Raw genomic sequence first — 23,012 nt, 5'->3', positions numbered from 1 at the left:
AAATACACCTTCACTTACGGAAAGAATGGTATAATTCAAAGGAATATGGACTGCAGGAGGTGTTTACAGTGAATGGGCAGAACCGGAAAGACATCTCTCCAGGACTGGAAGTTAATATCGTTTTAAAGCAAGATCAGAGAAGCGGCAAGCTCACAAACGGCATCGTGAAGGATATTCTGACGAATGCTGCTTTCCATCCGCATGGAATTAAAGTACGGCTTCAAGATGGACAAGTGGGCAGAGTAAAGGATATTCTGAGCGAATAAAAATATCCGCTTCGAACTAGGAGGAACCGACATGAGCAATCAAATGAAAAATAGCGGGCTCCCGCCAAAAACATGTACAATCGAACAATTAGTCACCATTCCAGACGATGTGGAAAAAGTACTTGCCGGGAAAAAAACAGCGACTCGCCGCAATGGCAGATATGCAGACATCGGAGAAATCATGGAACTTAAAGGGTCAAAATTTGTTGTTGAAAATGTATACTCCCAGTCGCTTGGTGAGTTAACAGACGAACATGCAAAACAGGAAGGCTTTGATGATGTGGAAGGCTATAAAAATTCCATACTCTCCATCCATCCGGGGATGCCCTGGCTGCCGCACATGAGAGTATGGGTTCATGAATTCCGCGCCCTCGAAGATTAGTTACAGCTCCCTATGAACATAACTTATCGTGTACTGCTTTATATTCATATTTTCAGTGTGATCCTGTCAGTCGGCCCCTTCTTTATCCTGCTTCCCTTATTAAAGAAGCTGAGGTCAGCAGGACCCGGCAGCGAAGAGGCGTACTTAGACTCCTTCAAGGCAGCGGTCCGGCTTGCCAAGCATGCTGGACATATCCTTGTGGTGAGCGGTGTGCTCCTCGTACTTATTACGAACCGTTCCTGGACAACCCCCTGGCTGCTGACGACAATGATTATATTAATCTGCTCGCTCTATTTTCTCGCGAGAGCCTTTTCACCGACCATCAGAAGATTTAAGGACCTTGAAGAACAAAGGAATCCTCTGATTACCAAACTGAAAAAAGCCATATGGATCTACCTTGTCCTCATGATGGCTATGCTTTGGTTCATGGTGGCCAAGCCCGTTTTATGGTAGAGAAAAAAGCTGTTTCCAACTAGAAACAGCTTTTTTGTTACAGTGCAAAATAATATTCTTTTATTTTATTAGCCATAAGCTTTCTTCGTAAAAAAAGGAATTCATCATAATTTTTTATATCCATGTCAATTATTTGAGCAGGAATACTATTAACTTTTAAATTATCTAAAAGTTGTACTTTACCACTAATTTCTCCATACTTTAATTCAGCCCCTTCTTGACTTTGCTGCAACACTTTAGCTATATAATCTTTTGGAGGTTGATCTTTTATAGTAATATTAATCTCTTGTTGAGTATAAACGTAATTGGCTATTTGATTATACTGATTTCGAGCGGTATAACCATTTCTTTGCAGGTACTTTTTAGGGAAAATGTGATGTATGTCTCCACGTTCTTCTATTAAATGCCGCACCTCTATATTTTTTGAAAGAAACCCTTTATCTCCATATTTTATTTGGGAAATCAAAAATAAATTAAAATACGGACTGCTTGCCACTGATGTATTTAAACGAGTAATTAAAATATTGTTCCAGAATGCTTCTGATAATTCTCCTTCTTCCACATTCTTAACATAGTCCTCAACATTATTAGAACTATTAAATCGTCGAACATCGTATTCAAACATTGACTCTGGTGAACCTGAATATCTGCCAGTCAACATAGATAAAGCAATCCATTTTCTAACCGTTTTATTAATTACAGCAGAGTCAATTTTCCTATCTCTTAGCAATAAATACAAGATATAACCAAAATTCAAAGTATTTTGAGATCGAATAAGGCTTTTATTTATTATTCCAGCTGATTTTACTATCATCAAATACCTTTTAAAATTAGTTTCATTAATAAAACCTAGCACTCCCTCCTCCAGTTTTTGGAAAGAAGCTTCAGCAATATCTTCTTTATATACTCTTGTTTCAAAATCTCTTCCTGATAATAAACTAACGAGATTTGATAACTTTCCTCGAAAAAATTTATATGTATATGCTACTCGAATTAAATCGGAATAATCTGGGACATAGAGAGATTCATGATGGTCCTTGATCCACTTAATTTTTTCAAAATAGGGTGAAGCAGTGAATTCTGTATCATTTGATTGTATTGTAGAATAATCCGCAGGATTTTTTGCTAAGTGGCAAAAATAATCTATTACTTTTCTAATTAATACCCCATTATATTTTTCACTCACTGCAATCTTAGACATAGCAAAATCAGCTTGGCTTAATACCACACCTTGAGAGTTTATTCGTATAAATATTTCAGTTACTGTTTCAATATCGAGTTCATGAGATAATTCAATTATTCCTAGGTTACTATGCCTTATTTCTATTAACCTGTTAATAATTTGACCAATCTTATTATAATCATTAATATTGTTTGTACTACAGTAATTTTGTATAAAATCAAAATAATTAAAACCGCTTATAAAAAAAGAGGATATATCATCAATCCATTCAGAATCCTTTTTTATAGCTGGATTTAATACCTCAAATCTTTCTTCAATTGGATTAAAAGCAATTTTTACTTTTTTCTTTTTATAATCGGAACCCACAACTTCCATACTTAATAAAGCAGCTGTAATAGCTGTTATTCTTTGCTGACCATCAATTAATATTTTTTTCCCTGTAGAGGTTGTACCATCTTTTAATTTCGTATCCGGATTTCTCCATGTAATAATATATCCAACAGGATACCCTTTATAGAGTGAATCCATTAAGTCTCTAACCTTGCTTGCCGGCCATACAAAAGGTCTTTGAATTTCTGGTATGGCAATTTCTCCTCCTTTTATCCAACCCATAATTACATCTATTGAACTGTTGTTTACAACATACTTTGTCATATATAATCCCTCCTTTTTTTATTTACTACATCACTTTTTCTGTACCCCTACTTATTTGTTAAAAATCTCAATGAAAGAAAAACAGAACCAATAGCCTGGTTCTGTTTACATAATTCATATCGCTACACCGGCAAAAAACTCCTCATACAGCGCCTGAACGGCTTTTCTTTCATCACTCACTCTTACACCGAACATCATGCTTACCTCTGAAGATCCCTGGTTGATCATCTCAATGTTAACCCCGGCTCTGGCTAAGGCTGTAGAGGCACGGGCCGCCGTACCTACACTTTCTCTCATTCCTTCGCCTACCATCATAATAAGTGCCAAATTACGTTCTACCTTAACGTCGTCTGCCTGAAGCTCTTCTTTAATCCGCTGCACAACCTGTTCCTCCACCGTTTGATTGAGAGGTTCCTGCCTTAAAATGATGGAAATGTCATCAATACCTGATGGCATGTGCTCAAACGACAGATGAAAGTCCTCGAGGATGCTAAGAAGCTTGCGGCCAAACCCAATTTCCCGGTTCAAAAGATATTTGCTGACATAAATGCTGGAAAAGCCTTCATCACTGGCAATACCGATCACAGGGCCATTGGCCAGCTCTCTTTCTTTTACGATCATAGTCCCCGGCTTCCCCGGCTGGTTCGTGTTCTTCACATTCACCGGTATGCCTGCTTTAAAGGCCGGCATGAGCGCTTCATCATGAAACACGGAAAAACCGGCATAGGACAGTTCCCGCATTTCACGGTAGGTAATTTCAGTGATTTCCTTCGGACGGTTAATAATCGAAGGGTTTACAGAATAAACGGCATCCACATCCGTGAAATTTTCATAGACTGCAGCCTTTATGCCGCTCGCCAGAATGGAACCCGTAATATCTGAACCACTGCGTGAAAAGGTAACAATTTCTCCTTCTCTGTTAAAGCCAAAAAACCCGGGGAAAATGACAATGCCTTCCCGCTCTCTCAGCCGATAAAGAGATTCATAGGTTTCCGGCAGCGGCTGGGCGTTCCCGGGCTCATCGGTAACAAGAAGGCCTGCTTCCTTAGGGTTAACATAATGGGCCTCTACTCCTTTATGCTGAAAGTAGGCAGCAATCAGCCTGGCATGGCTGTCCTCTCCGGTCGCCTTAACAGCATCCATATATTTCTGCGGATCACTGCGGTCTCCGTTCAACAATTCCAAAAGGTTTGACTTAATTTCAACCACCGTTCCCCCCGGCAGCTTAAGCCCTTCAGCAATGCTTTCATATCGGTCGATAATAGCCTGAAACGCATGATGATCTTCTCTTCCTTGAAGATAAGCTGCAGCACATTCTATTAAAAGATCCGTTACTTTCGTATCTTCAGCAAACCGCTTTCCCGGAGCTGACACCACGACTACTTTGCGTTCGGGATCTGAAACGACAATATTAAACACTTTTTCGACCTGCTCTGAACACGATAAAGATGATCCTCCGAATTTCACTACCTTCATTTTTAACATCCCCTACTGTTAGAATTTAACCGGTAAATTTTAGTTACTATTATTGCGCGTTTCAGTATAAGATGCAAGGGTATTTTCCACACAGAAGAAACAAATGTCCTCTCTAAAAATACTATACCTTCGAGTATTACCTTGTAATCCCGAGCAATATTTGTGGTTTTTCGATTATTTCCGAGGGAATATTCATAGAACAGGGGAAATAAAGTAAGGTTCTGTCAGTATTCCACGACAGAACCCCACTTTATTTTATCCTTTGTACGATAAAAAAGAAGCCGGCTTAAAAGCTGGCTTCTGCTTATGATTTACCAAGCTGCCTTTGAATAAAGGCAAGGGTATTTTCAATAATAGCCTCTTGATCATGATCAAGCGTTGCCACATGATAGCTGTCACTCATATAAAACAGTTCTTTATCCTCAGAAGAAATTCGTTCAAAGATTAACTGAGAATTGAGAGGCGGAACAACATGATCTTCCTCCGAAACGAAAATGAAGGCAGGACACGTTATCCGGTCAAGCTGATCCTTGACTTCCTCCATCAGCTTTAAAATTTCCTTAACCGATTGAACCGGTGTTTTTTCATAGGCAAGTTCTAGAACACCCTCTTTTTTGATATCTGAACCAATCGCGTCCAGAAACCGGGGCTCAGCTGCATCTTTTAACGGCTCCATCTCTGGAATCTCTACCGCCGCATTAATGGGAATAATCCCTTTAATCTCTGGATATTTTTCAGCTAGATAGAGGGTTAAAGTGCCACCCATGGAAAGCCCGGTTACATAGATCGTATCACAGCGTTCTTTCAGCCATTGATAGCCTTCCTCCACAGAAGCCACCCAGTCCTGGTAATTGCTCTGTTCCATGTCCTCATAATGAGTGCCATGCCCTTTCAGTCTGGGGCCGCATACGGTATAGCCAGCTTCAGCGTAAGCCCTGCCGAGCGGCAGCATGCTCTGTGTAGAACCTGTAAAGCCATGCGAAACCAATATACCCACATGGCTCCCTTCAAAATAAAACGGCTGTGCATCTTTCAAGACCGGATACTGCAATGCTCTGTCTTCCACAGAAATCACCTTCCATCTAAGGGATTTATACACCTTACACTTCGTTTAAACGGGCGTGAGTCCTGCTTTCTTTTTGTTTTCAAAGTCAGAAATCGTCCAATGATCCAACAAATTGTTCGAGCACACTATTGAATTTCTCACTTTCTTCAAGAAATGGACAATGGCAGCTTTGCTCAAAGATCTCCAGCCGGGAATTAGGTATGTTCTCGTGCAGATGTTCACCCGCAGCTACAGGTATAAGCTTTTCTTCTCTTCCAAAACAAAGCAATGTTGGTTTTTTAATTTCACTTAAAAAATCTCGGTAATCGACAATCGATTGATCGAACAATGTGGCACTTGCAATCGACTCCGGCATTTTTGTAACTTCCTCCATCATCCAGGAAAAATCGTCCTTGGACAGTTCCTCTTTGAACATGAGAGGTACAAACCCTTCAAGCACTGCCCTACGGTTATTCTGAACGTCTCTCATAAACTGTGTCAGTGCAGGCAGATCAAACGCTCCGATCGAGAAATCAGGCCATTTAAAATCAGAAGCGAGTTCGTCAATAATAACTGTGCCTTTTACGCTGTTTTCACCAAATTGCTGTAGGTAATCCCAAATCACAAATGCCCCCATCGACCAGCCTGCCAATACGACATTCTTCAAATCCAGCTTTTGAATAAAAGCGTTTAGATCACGTGCGTATTGAGCGATCGTGTGTCCATGATGAACCATCGAGGAGCTGCCATGGCCTCTTAAGTCCAGCACGATGGTTCGGTAATGCTTAGAAGCAGCAGAAAGCTGTTTATGAAAAAATTTGCTGCTCATCCATACACCATGGATAAATATTACAGGCCTTCCCGTTCCCCGTTCTTCATAAAAGAGTTCTACCTGATCTTCAATCTTCGTAAAAGGCATGCCTCTCGCTCCCTTCCCTAAATGGGCTTTATCCTATCATCAGCTTGAAGTTATCACTTTACTTTTCTCACATTCGGCCGGTGATTCATAAAGTTATCAAATGCAAATCCCCTCACCTGATCCTCGGTATAGTGCTTAAGCAATTCATTGATCAAGTTCTGGCTTTTGGACGCGTTCTCCAAACCAGTGACAAAATTGGCGATCCCATCAAAGTCAGAGCCCAAGCCAATCTGCCGCACTCCGCCAAGTGCGCAAAAGCGATCGATGTGTTTGATAAGGTCAGAAATAGAAGCTGTTGTCTGTTCCTGATTAATAAAAGGGGGATTATATACGACATGGATCGTTCCGCCTTTTTCAAACATGGCACTTGCCTGTTCATCGGTTAGATTTCTTGGATGGTCACACAGTTCTTTGGAATTGGAATGGCTGGCAAACGGATAATCCGCGATGTCCAGAACATCCCAGAAAGCCATCTCACTTAAATGGGAAACGTCGGTGAGGATCTGATGCTGGTTATGGAAGTGAACCACCTCTTTTCCAAACAGGGTAAGGCCACCGCCACGGGGCTCTCCGGCTCCGTCAGCCGCCAGGTTCGCCGTATTCCATGTTAATCCGACAGAAAGTACACCTAGCTGATGGAGGATATGCAGCTTGGAAAGATCATTTCCAATAGCGTCTACCCCTTCCAGAGTCAGCATCGCACCAATTTCTCCGTCCTGAACTCCGTTAAATTCCTCCCAGCTGCGTATGTGCTTTATCTCCGGATTTTTTCCCAGCACCTCTTTATAAAAGTAATCTACCTGGCCTAGCGCTGCCTGGAACTTCTGGTCGGATGGAATCTCTGGCTCAATAAAAATGGCAAAGCATTGCACTTTTACCTGCCCCTTTTTCAGCCGCTCCTTATTCGTTTCCAGCTCGGGTGAATTTGCAAACTTAAGCTTCCCTTTTCCTTCATACAGTTTTAATAATGCATCACAATGAAAGTCGATGATCTCCATGTTTAACTCCTTTTGTTTAATTCCGTATGTATTTACTTCTTTTAAACGCCGGTCTCCTCCTGCCTTCCCTCTATTTTTATTGCTTGGAATAGGTCAATATTCCCTGTTTCTTCACACAAAAATGAGGAATATTGTTATTTTTTTGGAGATAAAGGAGTTTTGGCTTAATATGCCGAAATTATCTAATAACTATCTAGTTCTTTTGTTCCATATGCTTTATAATCTGAGAAAGAAAGGAAATGGTGTATGAAATCTACTAAGGCGCAGGCGGTTCGCTGGCTGTCCCGCCTCATCCATCAGGAAAAAATTGATATAAAAAAGGATCATGCCCTAAAAACCTACTTGTTTACCGTTGAAGGATTTTGCGAAGAAAACCCGGTCTTTTTTATCTGCCGAGATGAGGACGGCTTGCAATTCGGCTATCATTCTATGAAAAAGACAGATCCTTCTCGGCACGCGCCCTCGATGGTAAAACGGCAGCTGATCAAATGGGAGGCCCTGGAAACAAGCAGCAGGGAGGAACGGCATGAGAGAATATTAAACACATTGATTACAACGATTCGTTTACGAAAAAAGCAGTATCGGACTTGCCAATACTGCAGCGTTAAATTCCCCCCAGAACAGCGCTTCGATCAGAAAACCTGCCAAAGCTGTGCATCGTCCCGTTATCTCGCCTGTCACTGATCTTTGCTCTTCGGCTCCGCACCAAGCTGTCGGGCCAGATATACGATCGACTCATTGATCCGCCAGATATAATGGACATTATGCAGCAGGCGGAGATGGTTGAGCAATTCATGATCATTGGATTTGGATTTTTCCGGCAGGCGCTCCACCTGTCTCCGTTCTTCATCCAGATTGACAATTCGCGCCTGCCCCTCTCCCCTTACCGCCGCGGACAGTGCATCAATATTTTCCGTCAGTGAGCGCTGAACATGGTTTAACAGATCCTCAAACCTCTCGTCCGTATTCAGCTGGCTTTTTCTTGTAGAAGAAGCCGTGAGATGCTTGGCGTAAAAATTAATGGCCGTTAATACCGTTAGCTGCTGCTGTATGCCCGAACGGCCAAACCACCCTCTGTATAAAGGGCTTGCGTCCTCGATTAACGTCTCCAGCAGCTGATCGAGCTCCAATGCAAGGTCAGCAAGGTTAAAAGCTGTATGTTTCTCACTGAACCGGTCAATATAGTTGTTCACATATTCCTTTAGCGAATTCAAATATTCAACCGTCGAAGTAGTCACCTTATCCCGTGTCCGGTGCGGATAGATGAGGGCAGATACTGCAAATCCCAATCCTACCCCGGCAACAGTGTCAATAACACGTGCGATCATTAACTGCTGGTTGATGCCGCCAAGGAGGATATCATACATTAATGCCAGCAGCATCGTGATCCAGAACATCATCAGCGTATAAGAGATCGGCAGCAGGTAAAAAGCGAGGAAAACACAAATGAACAACATGACAATATCCTGGATGCCGGTTAGGTACATAGCGATAATGAACCCCGCAATCGCCCCCAGAAACGTTCCTATGCTCCTCTGTACTGCTTTCACGAGTGTACGGCCGACAGTCTCCGTACCAAGAAGAACAACAAAACAGGACAATAAAATCCAATATTGATGAGCTGGAGAATAGATATGCCCGAGAACGATGGATAAACCTCCCGCAATCAGAGCCTGAATGGCCTTCTTGGTCGTCGGGCGGATTCCATACTCCTCATCCTGCTCTTCTTGTTCGTCATTCTCTTGCTCCTCCGTCCGCTGGCCGATATGATGCTCATTCGCCTGCTGGAGAGACTGCTGAAGGCCGAAGGCGCCATCAATAATATGGTTGGCGATGGACTCAATCCGGCGGATCAAGTAAAGCCATTCCCCATTATCCTCATCCGGGTTCAAGGTCCAAAGCAGCTCACGAAGAGTCTGCAAACTGGCTGCTGCGTTTTCCAGATAATGAACCTGTTCCCTGTTGAGCACTTCAGCTTCGCGAATGGATTGTATAACTTGCAGCAGCGAGGAACGTATCGCATGGTTTTCAAGCGCACGATGCTCTTTTAAACGCCGTATGGACGGCGACAGCGTTTCCATCAGCATTGCGGTATCAAAAATGTAGAGGCGAAGCTGACTCGTGCTTAGCCCCGGCCAAATTTCCCCTGGTTCTGTCGTGCCAAGCTCATTGGAGACGACGCGAGCATAATCTCCAAGTTTTTTCACATTCCGGTCGAGGTTTAACAATCTCTGCTTGTCCATTTTAATATCCCTGACAATCTCAATAACAAGGTTCAAGGTTAAATTTGCCTGAATATGAAATGAAGCCATGGACCGTTTTAAAACTTCTTCCGGCTTGTCATGAATGAGGATAAAGTTGTAGAAATAGGCAAATAAGATTCCCGTCAGAATCGAAGCGAAGAGCCATGGAACCTGTGTGAAATCAACTTTAAGAAGCGTTGCAAAATAAAAGGACATGAAAGCGATCATGCAGATTGAAAAGTAGCGGCTGCCAAAGCGCTGAAGGTAAAGAGCCAAAAACACAACAAGCAGCAAAAATAAATCAGCGGCCATTCCCCATTTGGCCAGCCAAGAACCGATCGTGAGGGAACACGCACTCGAGAGTGCAAGCAGAACCGTCGTCAGTTTCTTTTCTTTTTCCGTGTCATCGTTAACCACAAGAATGCCCATCATGCCAACGACACCTGCAAAAATAGCAGCCGTGACCTGTCCACCGGCATATAGGATGATAATCAGCATGACCATTACCGAACTGATCACACTCAGCGTCACTTTGCTCGCCGTCCTTAACCGCTTCCGGCCAGGATCCGAAGCGAGCAAACGGTGCCAATACCTCATATGGACCCCCTTCCCGCAGAATATCTTTTTTGTGAATTATAGCGTTAAATGCGAAATTCACACAATGATCAGCTTATACGATAAATCTTCATTTCTATATCCATTGCCTGCTTAACCCTGGAACATACATAAACCGGTCCTTCAACAGGACCGGTTTTTCATTCCTTGTATTCTATTAGTGTCCGCCCAAGTAAGCCATTTTTACCTGTTCACTTGATGTAAGCTCCGCCGCGTCACCAGAAAGCACAATACGGCCCGTTTCCACAACATACGCACGGTTCGCGATGGAAAGTGCCAGATTGGCATTTTGTTCTACGAGTAAAATGGTTGTTCCAGCCTGGTTGATCTCTTCAATGATCCGGAAGATGGTTTTGACCAATAGCGGGGCCAGCCCCATGGAAGGCTCGTCCAGCAGGAGCAGCCGCGGGCGCGCCATCAGCGCCCGTCCCATGGCCAGCATCTGCTGTTCCCCTCCTGAAAGAGTTCCGGCCTGCTGCTTCAGCCGTTCAAGCAATCTTGGAAAAAGATCATATACCTTTTCCATATCCTGCTTGATCCCGTCTTTGTCCTTTCTTAAAAACGCGCCAAGCTGCAGATTTTCCTCTACCGTCATATTTGCAAATACACGGCGTCCCTCAGGCACATGTGAGATTCCTTGTTTTACGATCGTCTGAGCGGCTTTTCCATTAATAACTTTCCCCTTATAGAGGATTTTTCCCTGCTTTGGCCTTAACAGACCTGAAACGGTTTTAAGCAGCGTGCTTTTACCGGCCCCGTTCGCACCGATCAAGGTAACGATCTCGCCTTGATGGATTTCCAGCGATATCCCTTCAAGCGCCTGAATGTTGCCATAGTAAACATTTATATCCTCTACCTTCAGCATTATGAAACCTCCTCGCCCAGATACGCCTCGATGACTTTCGGGTTATTTTTAATTTCTGATGGTGTTCCTTCAGCGATGAGCTGGCCGTGGTCAAGAACATAGATCCGCTCACAAACCCCCATGACAAGCGGCATATCATGTTCAATGAGAAGAACGGTCAGATTGAATTGCTCCCGGATGAAGGCGATCAAATTCATGAGTTCTTTTGTTTCATGAGGATTCATCCCGGCCGCCGGCTCATCGAGCAGCAGCAGCTTCGGGTTTGCGGCAAGCGCACGGGCGATCTCCAGGCGGCGCTGCTGGCCATATGGCAGGTTCTTCGCTTTTTCATCCTTAAATCGATCTAAGTTAAAGATCTTTAAGAATTCTGTCGCCTTCTCTTCCATCTCTTTTTCTCCGGAAAAATGTCCTGGAAGCCTGAGGATCGAGCTGAACAGCGTATGCTTGGCCTGAGAATGGTAAGCCACTTTTACGTTATCAATAACAGATAATTCCCCAAACAGCCGTATGTTCTGAAACGTCCGGCTGATTCCGTTTCTCGTAATCTTGTACGGAGGAAGGTTATTCAGTTTTTTTCCGTTCAGCAGGATCTGACCTTCTGTAGGCACATAAACCCCGGTCAGCATATTAAAAAAGGTGGTTTTTCCCGCGCCGTTCGGTCCGATCAGCCCGGCCATCTCTCCCGGGAACAATTCAATGTTGACGTCAGAAACCGCTCTTAGCCCGCCAAAACGGATTCCAATGTTGTCTACTTTAAGCAACGGTTTGTTTGTTTCCATCCTTTGCTCCTCCCTTCGACCTTTTTCCTTTACTGAAGATCGATGTGATCTCTTTCGTCCCCATCAAGCCTTGTGGACGGTACAGCATAACAACAATGAGGACAATGCTGTAGATGATCATCCGTGTTTCAGGATAGTCCTGCAGGAACGTGGAAACAACGGTAAGAAGGACTGCTGCAATAACAGAACCCGATAAGGAGCCCAGACCGCCTAGCACAACGAAAATTAAAATATCGAATGATTTCAGAAACCCAAAGTTGGATGGCTGGATAATATAGAAGTTGTGGGCATACAGACCACCAGCTATGCCGGCAAAAAAGGCGCCGATCACAAAAGCAGCAACTTTATAATAGGTTGTATTGATTCCCATCGCATCAGCCGCGGTTTCATCTTCCCGGATGGAAATACAAGCCCGGCCGTGTGTAGAATTTGTAAAGTTTACGATCACAAGTATGGCAATAAGAATACAGCCGAAGACCCATGGCCACGTCGTCAAATGGTTGACTTGCATGCCGCTCGCTCCGCCGACATAATCCAGATTTAAAAATACAATACGGACAATCTCACCAAATCCGAGTGTCGCGATGGCCAGATAATCTCCTCTCAGCCGAAGGCTCGGAAACCCAATAATAAAACCGGCCAATGCTGCTACCAGTCCTCCAATCAGGAGTGCAGCTGCAAACGGAAGCTCCAGTTTCATAGTAATAATTCCTGAGGCATAGGCTCCTACTGCAAGAAACCCGGCATGTCCGATAGAAAACTGTCCGGTGATTCCGATGATCAAGTGAAGCGAAACCGCCAAAATGATGTTAATTGCGATAAAGATAAGGGTGTTGACATAAAAGAGGTTCAGCATTTGGCCTGTAATCATGAACTGAATAACGCCAAAGATAACGAGAGAAAGAACGATATATGTCCAAAAGTGCTTAGCTTGTTTAAAAATCGCCATTTTTGTTCCCCCTATACCTTTTCTCTTCTATATTTTCCGAACAATCCCGAAGGAAGGAAGATAAGGATCAAGATAAGAACAACAAATGCAGCCCCGTCACGCCATAAAGAGTAACCGAACGCACTGACAAGTGATTCAATGACGCCGAGCAGCAACCCGCCAACCATTGCACCAGGAAGAATACCAATCCCCCCAAGAACGGCAGCAACGAACGCTTTCAGTCCAGGGATAACCCCCATCAAAGGCTCGATTTTTATATAGTAAACTCCAAAGATAACACCGGCTGCCCCAGCAAGGGCCGACCCGATCGCAAAGGTAGAAGATATCGTGCGGTCAACGTTGATTCCCATCAGCTGTGCAGCTTCGGCATCAAAGGAAACAGCACGCATCGCTTTACCGATTTTTGTTTTATGTACGATGAACTGCAGGATGATCATGAGGACAACAGAAACACCGAGGATGAGCAACGACTGACTGTTGATTTTTGCACCAAAAAGGTGGATGACATGCTCTGGAAGCACATCTCCCGGATAGGCTTCCGGCTGTGCGCCCCTCACATAAATAAAGCCGTACTCAATGAGCAGTGAAACACCAATTGCTGTGATCAACGCCGCGATCCGGGTAGCGTTTCTGAGCGGTTTATACGCGATGCGTTCGATCAGCACCCCGAATAGTGCACAGACGGCCATGGCAAGGATCAATGACAAGACAAATGGGATATGCAAAACGGTAATGGAGTAGAAACCGACAAAGGCGCCCACCATGAAAACGTCGCCATGTGCGAAGTTGATCAGTTTTACAATTCCATATACCATCGTGTAGCCAAGAGCAATTAGGGCATAAATACTGCCGAGTGATATACCGTTGACCAGCTGTTGTATAAGTTCCATCTCCAACTCTCCTTCATAAAAAATATCCAGTCCCTAAAAACACAGAAAAGGGGGACGGAGCCCCCTATTCGTTAAATTGCTCTTATGGATTAATTTTTGTATTAAACTCTTGTTTGCCGTCTTTGTACTCAAGAATTGATGCTGATTTGATCGGGTCATGGTTCTTATCCAATGTCAATTGGCCGGAAACAAGGGAAAGATCTTTTGTTTTCGCAAGTGCTTTTGCAATTTTTTCAGGGCTGGCATCACCTGAACGCTTGATGGCATCAGCCAGATAATACGCTGTATCATAACCAAGGGCACTGAATGCGTCCGGAGATTTTCCTTTGTATTTCTTCTTAAATGCACTGACAAAGTCTTGAATCTTCTTATCCGGATCTCCAGAAGAATAGTGGTTTGTAATGTAAGTATTGTTCAGCGCTTTTGGTCCGGCAATTTCTACAAGTTTCGGAGAATCCCAGCCGTCTCCACCCATGAATGGCGCAGTGATGCCGATCTCCCGCGCCTGCTTGATGATCAGACCGACTTCTTCATAGTAGCCAGGAAGGAAAATGAAGTCCGGTTTCGCTGCTTTTAAACGGGTAAGTGTGGCACGGAAGTCCGTATCCTTCGCAACATACGCTTCTTCAGCTACGATGCTGCCGCCGTTTTTCTCATAAGCCGTTTTAAACGCCGAAGCCAGCCCTTTTGAGTAATCACTGGCACTGTCGATGAACACAGCCGCTTTACTTGTTTTCAATTTATCTGACGCAAAGTTTGCAGCTACAGTTCCCTGGAACGGATCAATAAAGCATGTCCGGAACACGTAATCATTTACTTTGCCGTCTTTATTTGTGATCTCAGGGTTTGTTCCTGTCGGAGTGACAAGCGGAACCTTGTTGCTTTGAGCAATCTGAACCTGAGCCAGTGTGTTGGTGGAAGTCGCAGCACCGACGACAGCCGCTACTTTATCCTGGCTGACTAGCTTTACTGCTCCGTTTGTCGCCTCTGCCGCTTCTGATTTATTGTCGACTTTTACAAGCTTGATCTTCTTGCCTTCAATTCCTTTTTTATTGATTTCGTCCAGTGCCAGCTGAAGCCCTTCCGCGATGGATTGGCCATAGGATGCTACCCCTCCTGAAAGCTCAAGGTTGGCTCCTACTTTAATCGTTTCCTTGCCACTTGAGCCGCCGGACGATGTCGAAGCTGCACCGCAGCCCGCCATTACTCCTGCTGAAAGTGATAAGGATAGAAAGATCCCCGCCAGTTTTCTCTTCTTCATTTTCTCATCCCCCTATTTTTTTGTGAAAATGAAACATCTACAATATTTAAATATTGTAAATAAAATCAATATTCTGAAAATATTTTACCTGAGATTCTCCGGCTCGTCTAGCGTATTTTTCCCAGTTTGAAATTCCTGCCTGCTTTTATAAATTTTTTATAAAAAAGTCGAATTATGAAAAAAGACTGGGCAGGTATGCGCGTTTTGAGAGATTTTTTGTTTATAATAGCTAAGGTAGCTATAGGCAATTTTGTTTCCTTGCTGTGAATGTTATAATGGTGAGATAGAATGCTAACAGAAAGGCTGATACGGGATGGAAGAAAACTCGAATTTTATTAGAAGCATCATAAAAGAGGATTTGGAATCAGGCAAAAGGGATACCGTTATCACACGTTTCCCCCCAGAACCGAACGGTTATCTGCACATCGGACACGCCAAATCCATTGTCATAAATTTTGGGATCGCCGATGAGTTTAACGGACAGACCAACCTTCGTTTCGATGACACCAATCCACTGAAGGAAGACCGGGAGTATGTCGACTCCATTAAGAATGATGTGGCATGGCTGGGCTATGAATGGGAAAACCTTCGCTTTGCCTCCGATTATTTTGAGGAAATGTACGACCGTGCCGTCCTTCTGATTAAAAAAGGAAAAGCGTACGTTGATGACCTGTCACCAGATGAAATCCGCGAATACCGGGGCACATTGACTGAGCCTGGAAAAGACAGTCCATACCGCAGCCGCACGGTGGAAGAAAACCTTGACCTTTTTGACCGCATGCGCAAGGGTGAGTTCGAAAACGGTAAAAAAGTGCTCCGTGCCAAAATTGATATGGCATCAGGAAACATTAACATGCGTGACCCGGTCATCTACCGTGTATCCCACGCGACACATCACAATACAGGTGATACCTGGTGCATATATCCGATGTATGCGTTCGCTCACCCTCTTGAGGATGCCATTGAAGGCGTTACCCACTCTCTTTGTACGACCGAGTTTGAAGAACAGCGCCCCCTCTATAACTGGGTGGTTGAAGAGTGCGAGATGGAAAGCAAGCCTCAGCAGATCGAGTTCGGCCGCTTGAACATCGAAAACACGGTCATGAGTAAGCGCAAACTGAAACAGCTCGTGGACGAAGGGTATGTGGATGGCTGGGATGATCCGCGCATGCCGACGATTTCCGGCCTTCGCCGAAAAGGATATACTCCAGAATCGATTCGTGAATTCGTACAGGCAACAGGTGTTTCCAAAGGTTCAGGCGCCGTAGACGAAGCGATGCTCGAGCACTTTGTACGTGAAGATTTAAAATTGAAGGCTCCGCGTACGATGGGTATCCTGAACCCGCTTAAAGTTGTCATCACGAACTACCCTGAAGGCCAAGTTGAGATGCTGGATGCGGAAATCAATCCTGAAAATCCTGAAATGGGGACACGCCAGATTCCTTTCTCCCGCGAGATCTATGTGGAGCAGGATGACTTCATGGAGAACCCTCCAAAAAAATACTTCCGCCTCTTCCCTGGCAATGAAGTCCGTTTAAAACATGCTTACTTCATAAAATGCGAGGATGTCATCAAAGACGAGAACGGAAATGTAATTGAACTCCATTGTACGTATGATGTGGAAACGAAAAGCGGCAGCGGTTTTACCGGCCGTAAAGTAAAAGGAACCTTGCACTGGGTGGAAGCCTCACAAGCCATTCCAGCCGAGTTTCGTTTATATGAGCCGTTGATCCGTGATGAGGACTTGAAGGCAGCTGATGAGAGTGAAGACAAAACGTTTATCGATTTTGTCAACGAAGATTCCTTGACCATCCAGGAGGGATTCATCGAACCAACCATGAAAGACGCGAAGCCGCAGGACAAGTTCCAGTTCTTCCGACACGGCTACTTTAACGTCGATCCGAAGCATACGACGGAAGATAAGATCGTTTTCAACCGTATCGTATCCTTAAAAAGTTCATTTAAGCTTTAAACGAAGTATAAAAACCGGTCCCCTGGAGGACCGGTTTTTTGGTGTTTCGGATGGCCGCTGGTTGACCCCTGATGATCTGGCTGTTATTCGCAAACCGGATTAGTCTGGCGGCGATATCGAGGAAGCCACACCTATGAAATGATGTGATTGGTGAGTAAAACGTGTCGAACCGCGAGTAATTGAGGAAAAACCTTTTTAGCCCCCTTAATCATTTGGACACGAAATATAAAAAGAAATACACTAAAACTAGTCAAAGATTAAGGGGACAATCGAATGCCGAAGAAGAAAATCGAAATTATAGAAGATGTGAAAAAGAAACATGTTCGAATGGCGTTGGAATCCGGAAGAATGACCTCTATTGCCCGGAAAGCAGGAATATCCCGGAATACATTATCTCAGTGGATGAAGGAGTACGAAGATGAGGTCCGAGAACAGATGGAGGAGGAAGGCACCACTGTTTTATCCGATGACCCTTCAAAGGATGAGCTGCTGGAGAAGTATGAACAGGCCATGAAGTTACTTGGAGAGAAAGAACTGGAAGTGGCGATGTTAAAAAACCTCTTAAAAAAAGGGAATTCTCCATCGAGGAAAAAATAGCAGAAGCCAGGTTATGGATAGAAGAAGGATTCTCTGTAAAGAAAACAACAGAATCTTTGGAGGTGCATCGTTCCTTGTTTTATTACCATGAAAAGACGGATCAGGAGGAGCTTTCCCCTATAAAAAGGGGCCGCCCGACCCCCGGGTATTCCTTAACGATAGCTGGAGACAAAGTCTCAGATCTCGAGATTGAAGAGTTTCTCATGGAAGCCATTGAAGGAGAAAAAAGTGCGTATGGGTATCGGAAACTTACCCACTATCTCCGCACGGAGAAGCAGCTGGATATTAATCCGAAAAAGGTTTACCGGCTGTGTGCTGGCCTGGATATTCTAATGCAGAAGCGAAAGAGCGGCCCCTTATATCCCAGAAGACTTGCCAAACAGCATATCATTACGGGGCCTAACCAATTATGGCAGCTGGACATCAAATACGGATCTATCCAGAAGAGTGGCCGTTTTTTCTTCCTGGCCAGTGCCATCGATGTGTTTGATCGCTGTATCGTAGGATATTATCGAGGGTCGACCTGTCAGGCAAGAGATGTTACTAAAATGCTTCATGAGGCGTTTTTAAGGCGTCAGATTCATTTCTCAGATGAGGATGATTCAATGAATTTAATTATACGGACAGATAACGGCCCTCAGTTTTTAAGCCGGTCCTTCGGAGAATTCTGCCATCATCATTACGTTCTACATGAAAGAATCCCACCGAAGTCTCCGGATCTTAATGCCTTTATTGAATCCTTCCACAGCGTGATTGAACGAGAATGTTATCAAGAATATAACTTTGATTGTTTTGATGAGGCATATTATCGAATAGATGAATACATCGATTTCTATAACAAACGTCGATACCACGGAAGTCTCAACTATATGTCACCTGTTCAATATCATGAGTGGTTCAAGGAACATGGCTGTAAAGAAGATATGGTCGTCAATTTATAAAAAAGAACTCCATCTTCTTTCAACGACTGAAGATGCAGAACAAAAAAGTAAAAAACTAAGATAAACGAAGAATAAGAAACTTGTGTCTAAAAATACGGGGGCCAAACCGAAACCGTGAGTAAAACATGTCGAACCGCGAGTAAATGAACGAAACCCGTGAGTAAATTCACCAAACCTGTAAGCAATGATCGATTTGAAGAGAGCAGACGGTTTGGCGTATAGTAGAATCAAAGAAATGAGGAGGAATGCCGCCTGAAGTCTATAAGAGTTTCGCTGCAGATGAAAATACTCGGGCTGGTTCTGCTATTGGGTTTGTTGCTTATTGTATTGCTGACAGGTTATTTCAGCTATAAAGAAAGCAAACAAATTGAAGATAACAAAGGAAAAATGGCCCTTGAGTTATCAAAGTCCATTTCCTTCATGCCTACTGTTATTCATGCCTTTGAAACGAGTGATCCCTCCCAAACGATACAGCCTCTCGTTGAAAAAATCAGGAAACACACCGGGGCAGAATTTATTGTGGTCGGAAATACATCCGGTATACGCTATTCACACCCGATCTCGTCAGAAATCGGCAAGAAAATGACCGGCGGCGATAATGAGAGAGCACTTAAAGGAGAATATTATGTTTCAAAAGCAAAAGGGTCTCTCGGTTTATCTCTTCGGGGAAAATCCCCCATCTATGACAAACAAGGAAGGATCATCGGACTTGTTTCAGTGGGTTTCCTTTTCGAAGATATCAATCAGCAAATCATGAACAACTTTTTAAAGGTTCTTTTTGTTTCTCTTTTTGCCCTGCTGGTATCGGTGATTGGGAGTTTCCTGCTCTCAAGAAATATACGGAGAGATACGATGGGGCTTGAACCGTTTGAGATTGCGGCTCTCTATAAAGAAAAGAACGCAGTGTATCATTCCGTCAAAGAGGGAATCCTGGCCATTGATAAAGAAGGACGGATTACGAATATGAATCAATCCGCAAAAAAACTGCTCCATATTGAAGGATCAGTCAGACATATGAAAGTGGACGGCCTCTTTCCTTCAGACTATCTTTATGAAGTGTTAAAGCACGGAAATCCACTGACGGATAAAGAAATGTTTTGGAAAGATAAAACGGTCATCGTAAACTGTACACCCCTCTTTCATCAAAACAAGATCAGCGGAGTGGTTGCTTCCTTTCGGGATAAAACAGAGGTCGAGCAGATGATCAACACCCTCTCTGAAGTAAAACGGTATTCCGAAGATCTTCGCTCGCAGACCCATGAGTTTACCAATAAACTGTACGTGCTTTACGGTCTCTTGCAGCTTGGGGAATATCAACAGGCCATTGAGATGGTCAAAAGCGAAACGCAGATTCTCCATGTTCAGAATTCCGTTGTCTTTAACCAAATAAAAGATACGAAAGTACAGGCGATTCTATTAGGCAAGCTGGGAAAAGCTTCCGAGAAAAAAATACAGTTCGAGATCGCTTCTGATAGTTTCCTCGAAGAACTGCCGATGCACTTCCAGCTGTCCAGCTTGATTGTCATTCTGGGAAATATTATTGATAACGCTTTCGAAGCGGTTTATCATGTGAAGGATCCGAAAGTAACTCTTTTTGCGACAGATATCGGGAGTGATATCATTTTTGAGGTGGAGGATAATGGCAAAGGACTGAACGAGCATGAAATCCTCCTTCTCTTCGATCGGGGCTACTCGTCGAAACAGGGAGATGAGCCAAGAGGGTATGGACTATCGAACGCAGATGAGGCCGTACGGGATATGAACGGAATAATTGAAGTACAAAGTAATCCAGGCAAGGGTACTGTATTTACGGTGTATCTTCCTAAGAAGGATAAGGGAGCTGATTTAAATGATCAAAGCAGTGATAGCGGAAGACGATTTCAGGATCGCTGATATACACGAAAAGTTTTTGCGGAAGTTCGATGAGATTGAGGTAGTCGGAAAGGCATTGACCGGACAGCAGACATTGCAATTGCTGAAATCATCGGAACCCGACCTGCTTCTTCTTGATGTCTATCTGCCTGATATGCTGGGCTCTGAGCTCCTCCCTCTCATCCGTGATCAATTTGCAAAACTGAGTATTATCATGATCACAGCTGCAACGGACAAGGATTTCCTTGAGAAAGCCCTGGGGTATGGTGTGGAAAATTATTTAATCAAACCTGTGAGCCAGGAACGATTCGAAGAGATCATCCAGTCCTTTATCAAAAAGCATGCACTTCTTTCGTCCAATGAACAAGTGGATCAAAACCTGATTGACCTGATTTTTGATAAGAAAAAAAATGAGCTGAACAAAAAGGGAACCGGCTTTCCAAAAGGAATTGATGAGATCACGCTGGGCAAAGTGAAGGCCGTCCTGCAGGAAAAAAGGGACGGGCTTTCCGCAGAGGAAGTCGGAAGCGAAATCGGAGCCTCAAGAATTACGGCCCGCCGCTATCTTGAGTTTCTGTCCTCCATAAACCAATCCAAAGCCGAAGTCGTCTATGGCATTGTCGGCCGGCCCGAAAAAAAATATTACCCCCTGTAAGTGGATGGCGAGCGCGCTGTCCCCTTTTTTTATTCCATGAACTTTATGTACGAAATCCATTTAAAGTACTTTAATAACTTTATTTTGTAAACGTTTTCATTTCAGAATATTTTGTTTACACTGAGTTTACAAATAAAAGAGGTGAAGACGATGCTCGCATTATTAGGTTTTTTGATGATACTCACATTCATGATTTTAATTATGACCAAACGCCTGACCGCCATGATCGCCTTGATGGTCGTCCCTGTAGCATTCGCCTTGATCGGCGGATTCGGCAAAGGAATCGGACCGATGGCGCTTGAGGGCATAAAAAGTGTAGCGCCTACAGGAATCATGATTCTGTTTGCCATTCTTTTCTTCGGCATTATGATTGATGCCGGTGTATTTGATCCCATTATCTCAAGCATTTTAAAAGTTGCAAAAGGAGATCCTGTAAAGATCGCCATCGGTACTGCAGTGCTCGCTCTATTGATTTCTTTAGACGGCGACGGTACAACAACATACATGATTACCATCTCAGCCATGCTCCCTTTGTACAAAAGAATCGGGATGAGGCCGCTCATCCTGGCAGGAATCGCTGTTTCCGCTTCAGGGGTCATGAACCTCCTGCCTTGGGGCGGACCTACAGCCAGAGCCATGACCGCCTTAAAACTGGAAATGTCTGATATCTTTACTCCCGTCATCCCATCCATGATCGGAGGTGTCATATTTGTCCTGTTCATGTCCTATGTTCTGGGAAAAAAAGAGCGCAGACGCATCGGTATAGCGGAAATTGATTACAGCACGATGGCCATGCAGGCAGCTGCTATTGATGCTGACGCGGTCAGCTTAAAGCGTCCAAAACTGATCGTGGTGAACTATCTGTTAACCATCCTGCTTCTTGTCGCCTTGATCAAAGAGCTTTTGCCGACAACCGTATTATTTATGATAGGCTTTGCTATCGCGATTACAATGAACTATCCTAAACTCCGTGACCAAAAAGAACGAATTGCGAACTATGCTGATAATGCTTTATCTGTCGTCACGATGGTATTTGCTGCAGGTATTTTCACAGGTATTCTTTCCGGTACAAAAATGGTGGATGCGATGGCCAACTCCATGATTACTCACATACCTGATGGACTAGGCTCCCATTTTGCGCTTATTACAGCCATTATCTCTGCACCTTTTACCTTTTTCATGTCCAATGATGCCTTTTATTACGGGGTGCTTCCACTGCTCGCTAAAGCCGCTGCCGGATACGGCATTGATCCAGCCATGATCGGACGTGCTTCCCTTTTAGGATTGCCGGTCCATCTATTAAGCCCTTTGGTACCATCTACTTATCTATTAGTCGGAATGGTAGGCGAAGACTTCGGGGACCTTCAGAGAGGATTTCTGAAATGGGCTTGTGGTGCAACGGGTGTAATGATACTCGTAGCTCTCGGTTTATCCGTTATCCCGTTTTAAGTACAAAAGATAGGAACAGGCCTTATGCCTCTCCTATCTTTTTTTGTGTGGTGATCCATGAAAAAGGCAGCCAAAACGGCTGCCTCCCTCTTATATTCGGTAATAGTCCCCGCGCCAATCATTGATCGATTGCTTAATTTCTTTTGAATTCATGCCTTCTTCCGCAGCTCGCTGGCTTAACGCAGGCATCTCCTTATTACCGGCAAACCGCAAAGCAACAATCTGTCCTGTGGACAGCCTGGAATCCATGAGTTTTCCGGTCAGGACAAAATGCCTCAGATTCTCTTCGGCTCGTATGGCCCGGTCTTGGGCTTTCAGCGCATACATTCTCACAAGAACATAGAGAATGAGAATTGACCCTGCCGCCAAAAACAGCACACAGGCGAGGAGTACGCTGCCTCCATCACTCCATTCACGGAAAAAGTAAACCAGTGACGTTACGAGAGTCCCCAGCACGAAGAGCGTTAATACGTAATGAAACAGCGGATCCACCCGTGTATGGTTTTTAAAGTTTTGATTTTCCATGCTGCTTACCCCCTATACTCAAA

At 44.0% G+C, this 23,012-nt stretch carries 22 protein-coding genes; 10 read left to right on the top strand and 12 right to left on the bottom strand.

Going from position 1 to position 23,012, the window contains the following annotated elements; translation table 11 throughout:
- The first annotated feature begins 68 nt into the window (after nt 1–68).
- Genes QYF49_RS19415 through QYF49_RS19405 form a run of 3 tightly spaced genes read left to right on the top strand, consistent with a single transcriptional unit; the run spans nt 69 to nt 1,101 of the window.
- Nucleotides 69–266, top strand: a complete 198-nt coding sequence (locus QYF49_RS19415) for a YwbE family protein (RefSeq protein WP_290401246.1) — start codon at nt 69–71, stop codon at nt 264–266.
- 31 nt (nt 267–297) lie between these two features.
- Nucleotides 298–648 carry an ASCH domain-containing protein gene (locus tag QYF49_RS19410; protein WP_290401245.1) on the top strand — a complete coding sequence of 117 codons (351 nt, stop codon included), beginning with the start codon at nt 298–300 and terminating at the stop codon, nt 646–648.
- Between the two features lie 18 nt (nt 649–666).
- Entirely contained in the window at nt 667–1,101 is a 435-nt protein-coding gene (locus QYF49_RS19405; protein WP_290401378.1) for a hypothetical protein, read from the top strand.
- Between the two features lie 37 nt (nt 1,102–1,138).
- Here QYF49_RS19405 and QYF49_RS19400 read toward each other — a convergent pair whose 3' ends face one another.
- From QYF49_RS19400 to QYF49_RS19380, 5 genes are all read right to left on the bottom strand, one after another.
- Nucleotides 1,139–2,938, bottom strand: a complete 1,800-nt coding sequence (locus tag QYF49_RS19400; protein WP_290401244.1) for a GmrSD restriction endonuclease domain-containing protein — start codon at nt 2,936–2,938, stop codon at nt 1,139–1,141.
- 114 nt (nt 2,939–3,052) lie between these two features.
- Nucleotides 3,053–4,414 carry an aspartate kinase gene (locus QYF49_RS19395; protein ID WP_290401243.1) on the bottom strand — a complete coding sequence of 454 codons (1,362 nt, stop codon included), beginning with the start codon at nt 4,412–4,414 and terminating at the stop codon, nt 3,053–3,055.
- 304 nt (nt 4,415–4,718) lie between these two features.
- Complete coding sequence (locus QYF49_RS19390; protein WP_290401242.1) at nt 4,719–5,480, bottom strand: alpha/beta hydrolase; 762 nt, start codon at nt 5,478–5,480, stop codon at nt 4,719–4,721.
- Nucleotides 5,481–5,565: 85 nt separating this feature from the next.
- Nucleotides 5,566–6,378, bottom strand: coding sequence for an alpha/beta fold hydrolase (locus QYF49_RS19385; protein WP_290401241.1), 813 nt, complete (start codon nt 6,376–6,378; stop codon nt 5,566–5,568).
- 53 nt (nt 6,379–6,431) lie between these two features.
- Entirely contained in the window at nt 6,432–7,376 is a 945-nt protein-coding gene (locus QYF49_RS19380; protein WP_290401240.1) for a dipeptidase, read from the bottom strand.
- Between the two features lie 246 nt (nt 7,377–7,622).
- Between QYF49_RS19380 and QYF49_RS19375 the strand changes: the two genes are divergently transcribed.
- Complete coding sequence (locus QYF49_RS19375) at nt 7,623–8,060, top strand: hypothetical protein (protein ID WP_290401239.1); 438 nt, start codon at nt 7,623–7,625, stop codon at nt 8,058–8,060.
- Here QYF49_RS19375 and QYF49_RS19370 read toward each other — a convergent pair.
- The 6 genes from QYF49_RS19370 to QYF49_RS19345 all read right to left on the bottom strand — a co-directional run bounded on the left by QYF49_RS19370 (nt 8,054) and on the right by QYF49_RS19345 (nt 14,978).
- On the bottom strand, nt 8,054–10,216 hold the full coding sequence (locus QYF49_RS19370; protein WP_290401238.1) for an FUSC family protein: 2,163 nt from the start codon (nt 10,214–10,216) through the stop codon (nt 8,054–8,056). The genes QYF49_RS19375 and QYF49_RS19370 overlap by 7 nt on opposite strands.
- A gap of 175 nt (nt 10,217–10,391) precedes the next feature.
- A complete protein-coding gene (locus QYF49_RS19365; RefSeq protein ID WP_290401237.1) occupies nt 10,392–11,099 on the bottom strand; it encodes an ABC transporter ATP-binding protein in 708 nt (235 codons plus the stop codon).
- A complete protein-coding gene (locus tag QYF49_RS19360) occupies nt 11,099–11,878 on the bottom strand; it encodes an ABC transporter ATP-binding protein (RefSeq protein ID WP_290401236.1) in 780 nt (259 codons plus the stop codon). Before QYF49_RS19360 ends, QYF49_RS19365 begins: the two co-directional genes overlap by 1 nt.
- Nucleotides 11,853–12,827, bottom strand: coding sequence for a branched-chain amino acid ABC transporter permease (locus QYF49_RS19355; RefSeq protein ID WP_290401235.1), 975 nt, complete (start codon nt 12,825–12,827; stop codon nt 11,853–11,855). The genes QYF49_RS19360 and QYF49_RS19355 overlap by 26 nt, the downstream gene beginning before the upstream one ends.
- Before the next feature lie 11 nt (nt 12,828–12,838).
- Nucleotides 12,839–13,717, bottom strand: coding sequence for a branched-chain amino acid ABC transporter permease (locus QYF49_RS19350; protein WP_290401234.1), 879 nt, complete (start codon nt 13,715–13,717; stop codon nt 12,839–12,841).
- An 82-nt stretch (nt 13,718–13,799) separates the two neighbouring features.
- The gene (locus QYF49_RS19345; RefSeq protein WP_290401233.1) at nt 13,800–14,978 is read right to left on the bottom strand and encodes an ABC transporter substrate-binding protein; all 1,179 of its coding nucleotides are present in this window, start codon (nt 14,976–14,978) and stop codon (nt 13,800–13,802) included.
- A 313-nt stretch (nt 14,979–15,291) separates the two neighbouring features.
- Between QYF49_RS19345 and QYF49_RS19340 the strand changes: the two genes are divergently transcribed.
- From QYF49_RS19340 to QYF49_RS19315, 6 genes are all read left to right on the top strand, one after another.
- Complete coding sequence (locus QYF49_RS19340; RefSeq protein WP_290401232.1) at nt 15,292–16,950, top strand: glutamine--tRNA ligase/YqeY domain fusion protein; 1,659 nt, start codon at nt 15,292–15,294, stop codon at nt 16,948–16,950.
- A gap of 273 nt (nt 16,951–17,223) precedes the next feature.
- Nucleotides 17,224–17,547: a transposase gene (locus QYF49_RS19335; RefSeq protein WP_290398199.1), complete on the top strand. Its 324-nt coding sequence runs from the start codon at nt 17,224–17,226 to the stop codon at nt 17,545–17,547.
- Entirely contained in the window at nt 17,532–18,488 is a 957-nt protein-coding gene (locus QYF49_RS19330) for an IS3 family transposase (RefSeq protein ID WP_354005857.1), read from the top strand. The genes QYF49_RS19335 and QYF49_RS19330 overlap by 16 nt, the downstream gene beginning before the upstream one ends.
- 279 nt (nt 18,489–18,767) lie before the next feature.
- Nucleotides 18,768–20,381, top strand: a complete 1,614-nt coding sequence (locus QYF49_RS19325; protein ID WP_290401231.1) for an ATP-binding protein — start codon at nt 18,768–18,770, stop codon at nt 20,379–20,381.
- Complete coding sequence (locus QYF49_RS19320) at nt 20,338–21,015, top strand: response regulator (protein ID WP_290401230.1); 678 nt, start codon at nt 20,338–20,340, stop codon at nt 21,013–21,015. Before QYF49_RS19325 ends, QYF49_RS19320 begins: the two co-directional genes overlap by 44 nt.
- Nucleotides 21,016–21,135: 120 nt before the next feature.
- Entirely contained in the window at nt 21,136–22,464 is a 1,329-nt protein-coding gene (locus QYF49_RS19315) for a CitMHS family transporter (protein WP_290401376.1), read from the top strand.
- A 90-nt stretch (nt 22,465–22,554) separates the two neighbouring features.
- Here QYF49_RS19315 and QYF49_RS19310 read toward each other — a convergent pair whose 3' ends face one another.
- Complete coding sequence (locus QYF49_RS19310) at nt 22,555–22,989, bottom strand: DUF6526 family protein (protein ID WP_290401229.1); 435 nt, start codon at nt 22,987–22,989, stop codon at nt 22,555–22,557.
- Nucleotides 22,990–23,012: the final 23 nt, after the last annotated feature.

The sequence above is a fragment of the Fictibacillus terranigra genome (genome assembly GCF_030412265.1).
GTDB lineage: Bacteria > Bacillota > Bacilli > Bacillales > Fictibacillaceae > Fictibacillus_C > Fictibacillus_C terrinigri.
This window is presented reverse-complemented; position numbering and strand designations above follow the sequence as displayed.

What these genes read in the sequence shown, in the direction of transcription:
- QYF49_RS19410 (WP_290401245.1), top strand. Translation starts at nt 298, where the DNA reads ATGAGCAATCAAATGAAAAATAGCGGGCTCCCGCCAAAAACATGTACA.
- QYF49_RS19400 (WP_290401244.1), bottom strand. Translation starts at nt 2,938, where the DNA reads ATGACAAAGTATGTTGTAAACAACAGTTCAATAGATGTAATTATGGGT.
- QYF49_RS19395 (WP_290401243.1), bottom strand. Translation starts at nt 4,414, where the DNA reads ATGAAGGTAGTGAAATTCGGAGGATCATCTTTATCGTGTTCAGAGCAG.
- QYF49_RS19385 (WP_290401241.1), bottom strand. Translation starts at nt 6,378, where the DNA reads ATGCCTTTTACGAAGATTGAAGATCAGGTAGAACTCTTTTATGAAGAA.
- QYF49_RS19380 (WP_290401240.1), bottom strand. Translation starts at nt 7,376, where the DNA reads ATGGAGATCATCGACTTTCATTGTGATGCATTATTAAAACTGTATGAA.
- QYF49_RS19375 (WP_290401239.1), top strand. Translation starts at nt 7,623, where the DNA reads ATGAAATCTACTAAGGCGCAGGCGGTTCGCTGGCTGTCCCGCCTCATC.
- QYF49_RS19370 (WP_290401238.1), bottom strand. Translation starts at nt 10,216, where the DNA reads ATGAGGTATTGGCACCGTTTGCTCGCTTCGGATCCTGGCCGGAAGCGG.
- QYF49_RS19365 (WP_290401237.1), bottom strand. Translation starts at nt 11,099, where the DNA reads ATGCTGAAGGTAGAGGATATAAATGTTTACTATGGCAACATTCAGGCG.
- QYF49_RS19360 (WP_290401236.1), bottom strand. Translation starts at nt 11,878, where the DNA reads ATGGAAACAAACAAACCGTTGCTTAAAGTAGACAACATTGGAATCCGT.
- QYF49_RS19355 (WP_290401235.1), bottom strand. Translation starts at nt 12,827, where the DNA reads ATGGCGATTTTTAAACAAGCTAAGCACTTTTGGACATATATCGTTCTT.
- QYF49_RS19350 (WP_290401234.1), bottom strand. Translation starts at nt 13,717, where the DNA reads ATGGAACTTATACAACAGCTGGTCAACGGTATATCACTCGGCAGTATT.
- QYF49_RS19345 (WP_290401233.1), bottom strand. Translation starts at nt 14,978, where the DNA reads ATGAAGAAGAGAAAACTGGCGGGGATCTTTCTATCCTTATCACTTTCA.
- QYF49_RS19340 (WP_290401232.1), top strand. Translation starts at nt 15,292, where the DNA reads ATGGAAGAAAACTCGAATTTTATTAGAAGCATCATAAAAGAGGATTTG.
- QYF49_RS19335 (WP_290398199.1), top strand. Translation starts at nt 17,224, where the DNA reads ATGCCGAAGAAGAAAATCGAAATTATAGAAGATGTGAAAAAGAAACAT.
- QYF49_RS19325 (WP_290401231.1), top strand. Translation starts at nt 18,768, where the DNA reads ATGAAAATACTCGGGCTGGTTCTGCTATTGGGTTTGTTGCTTATTGTA.
- QYF49_RS19320 (WP_290401230.1), top strand. Translation starts at nt 20,338, where the DNA reads ATGATCAAAGCAGTGATAGCGGAAGACGATTTCAGGATCGCTGATATA.
- QYF49_RS19310 (WP_290401229.1), bottom strand. Translation starts at nt 22,989, where the DNA reads ATGGAAAATCAAAACTTTAAAAACCATACACGGGTGGATCCGCTGTTT.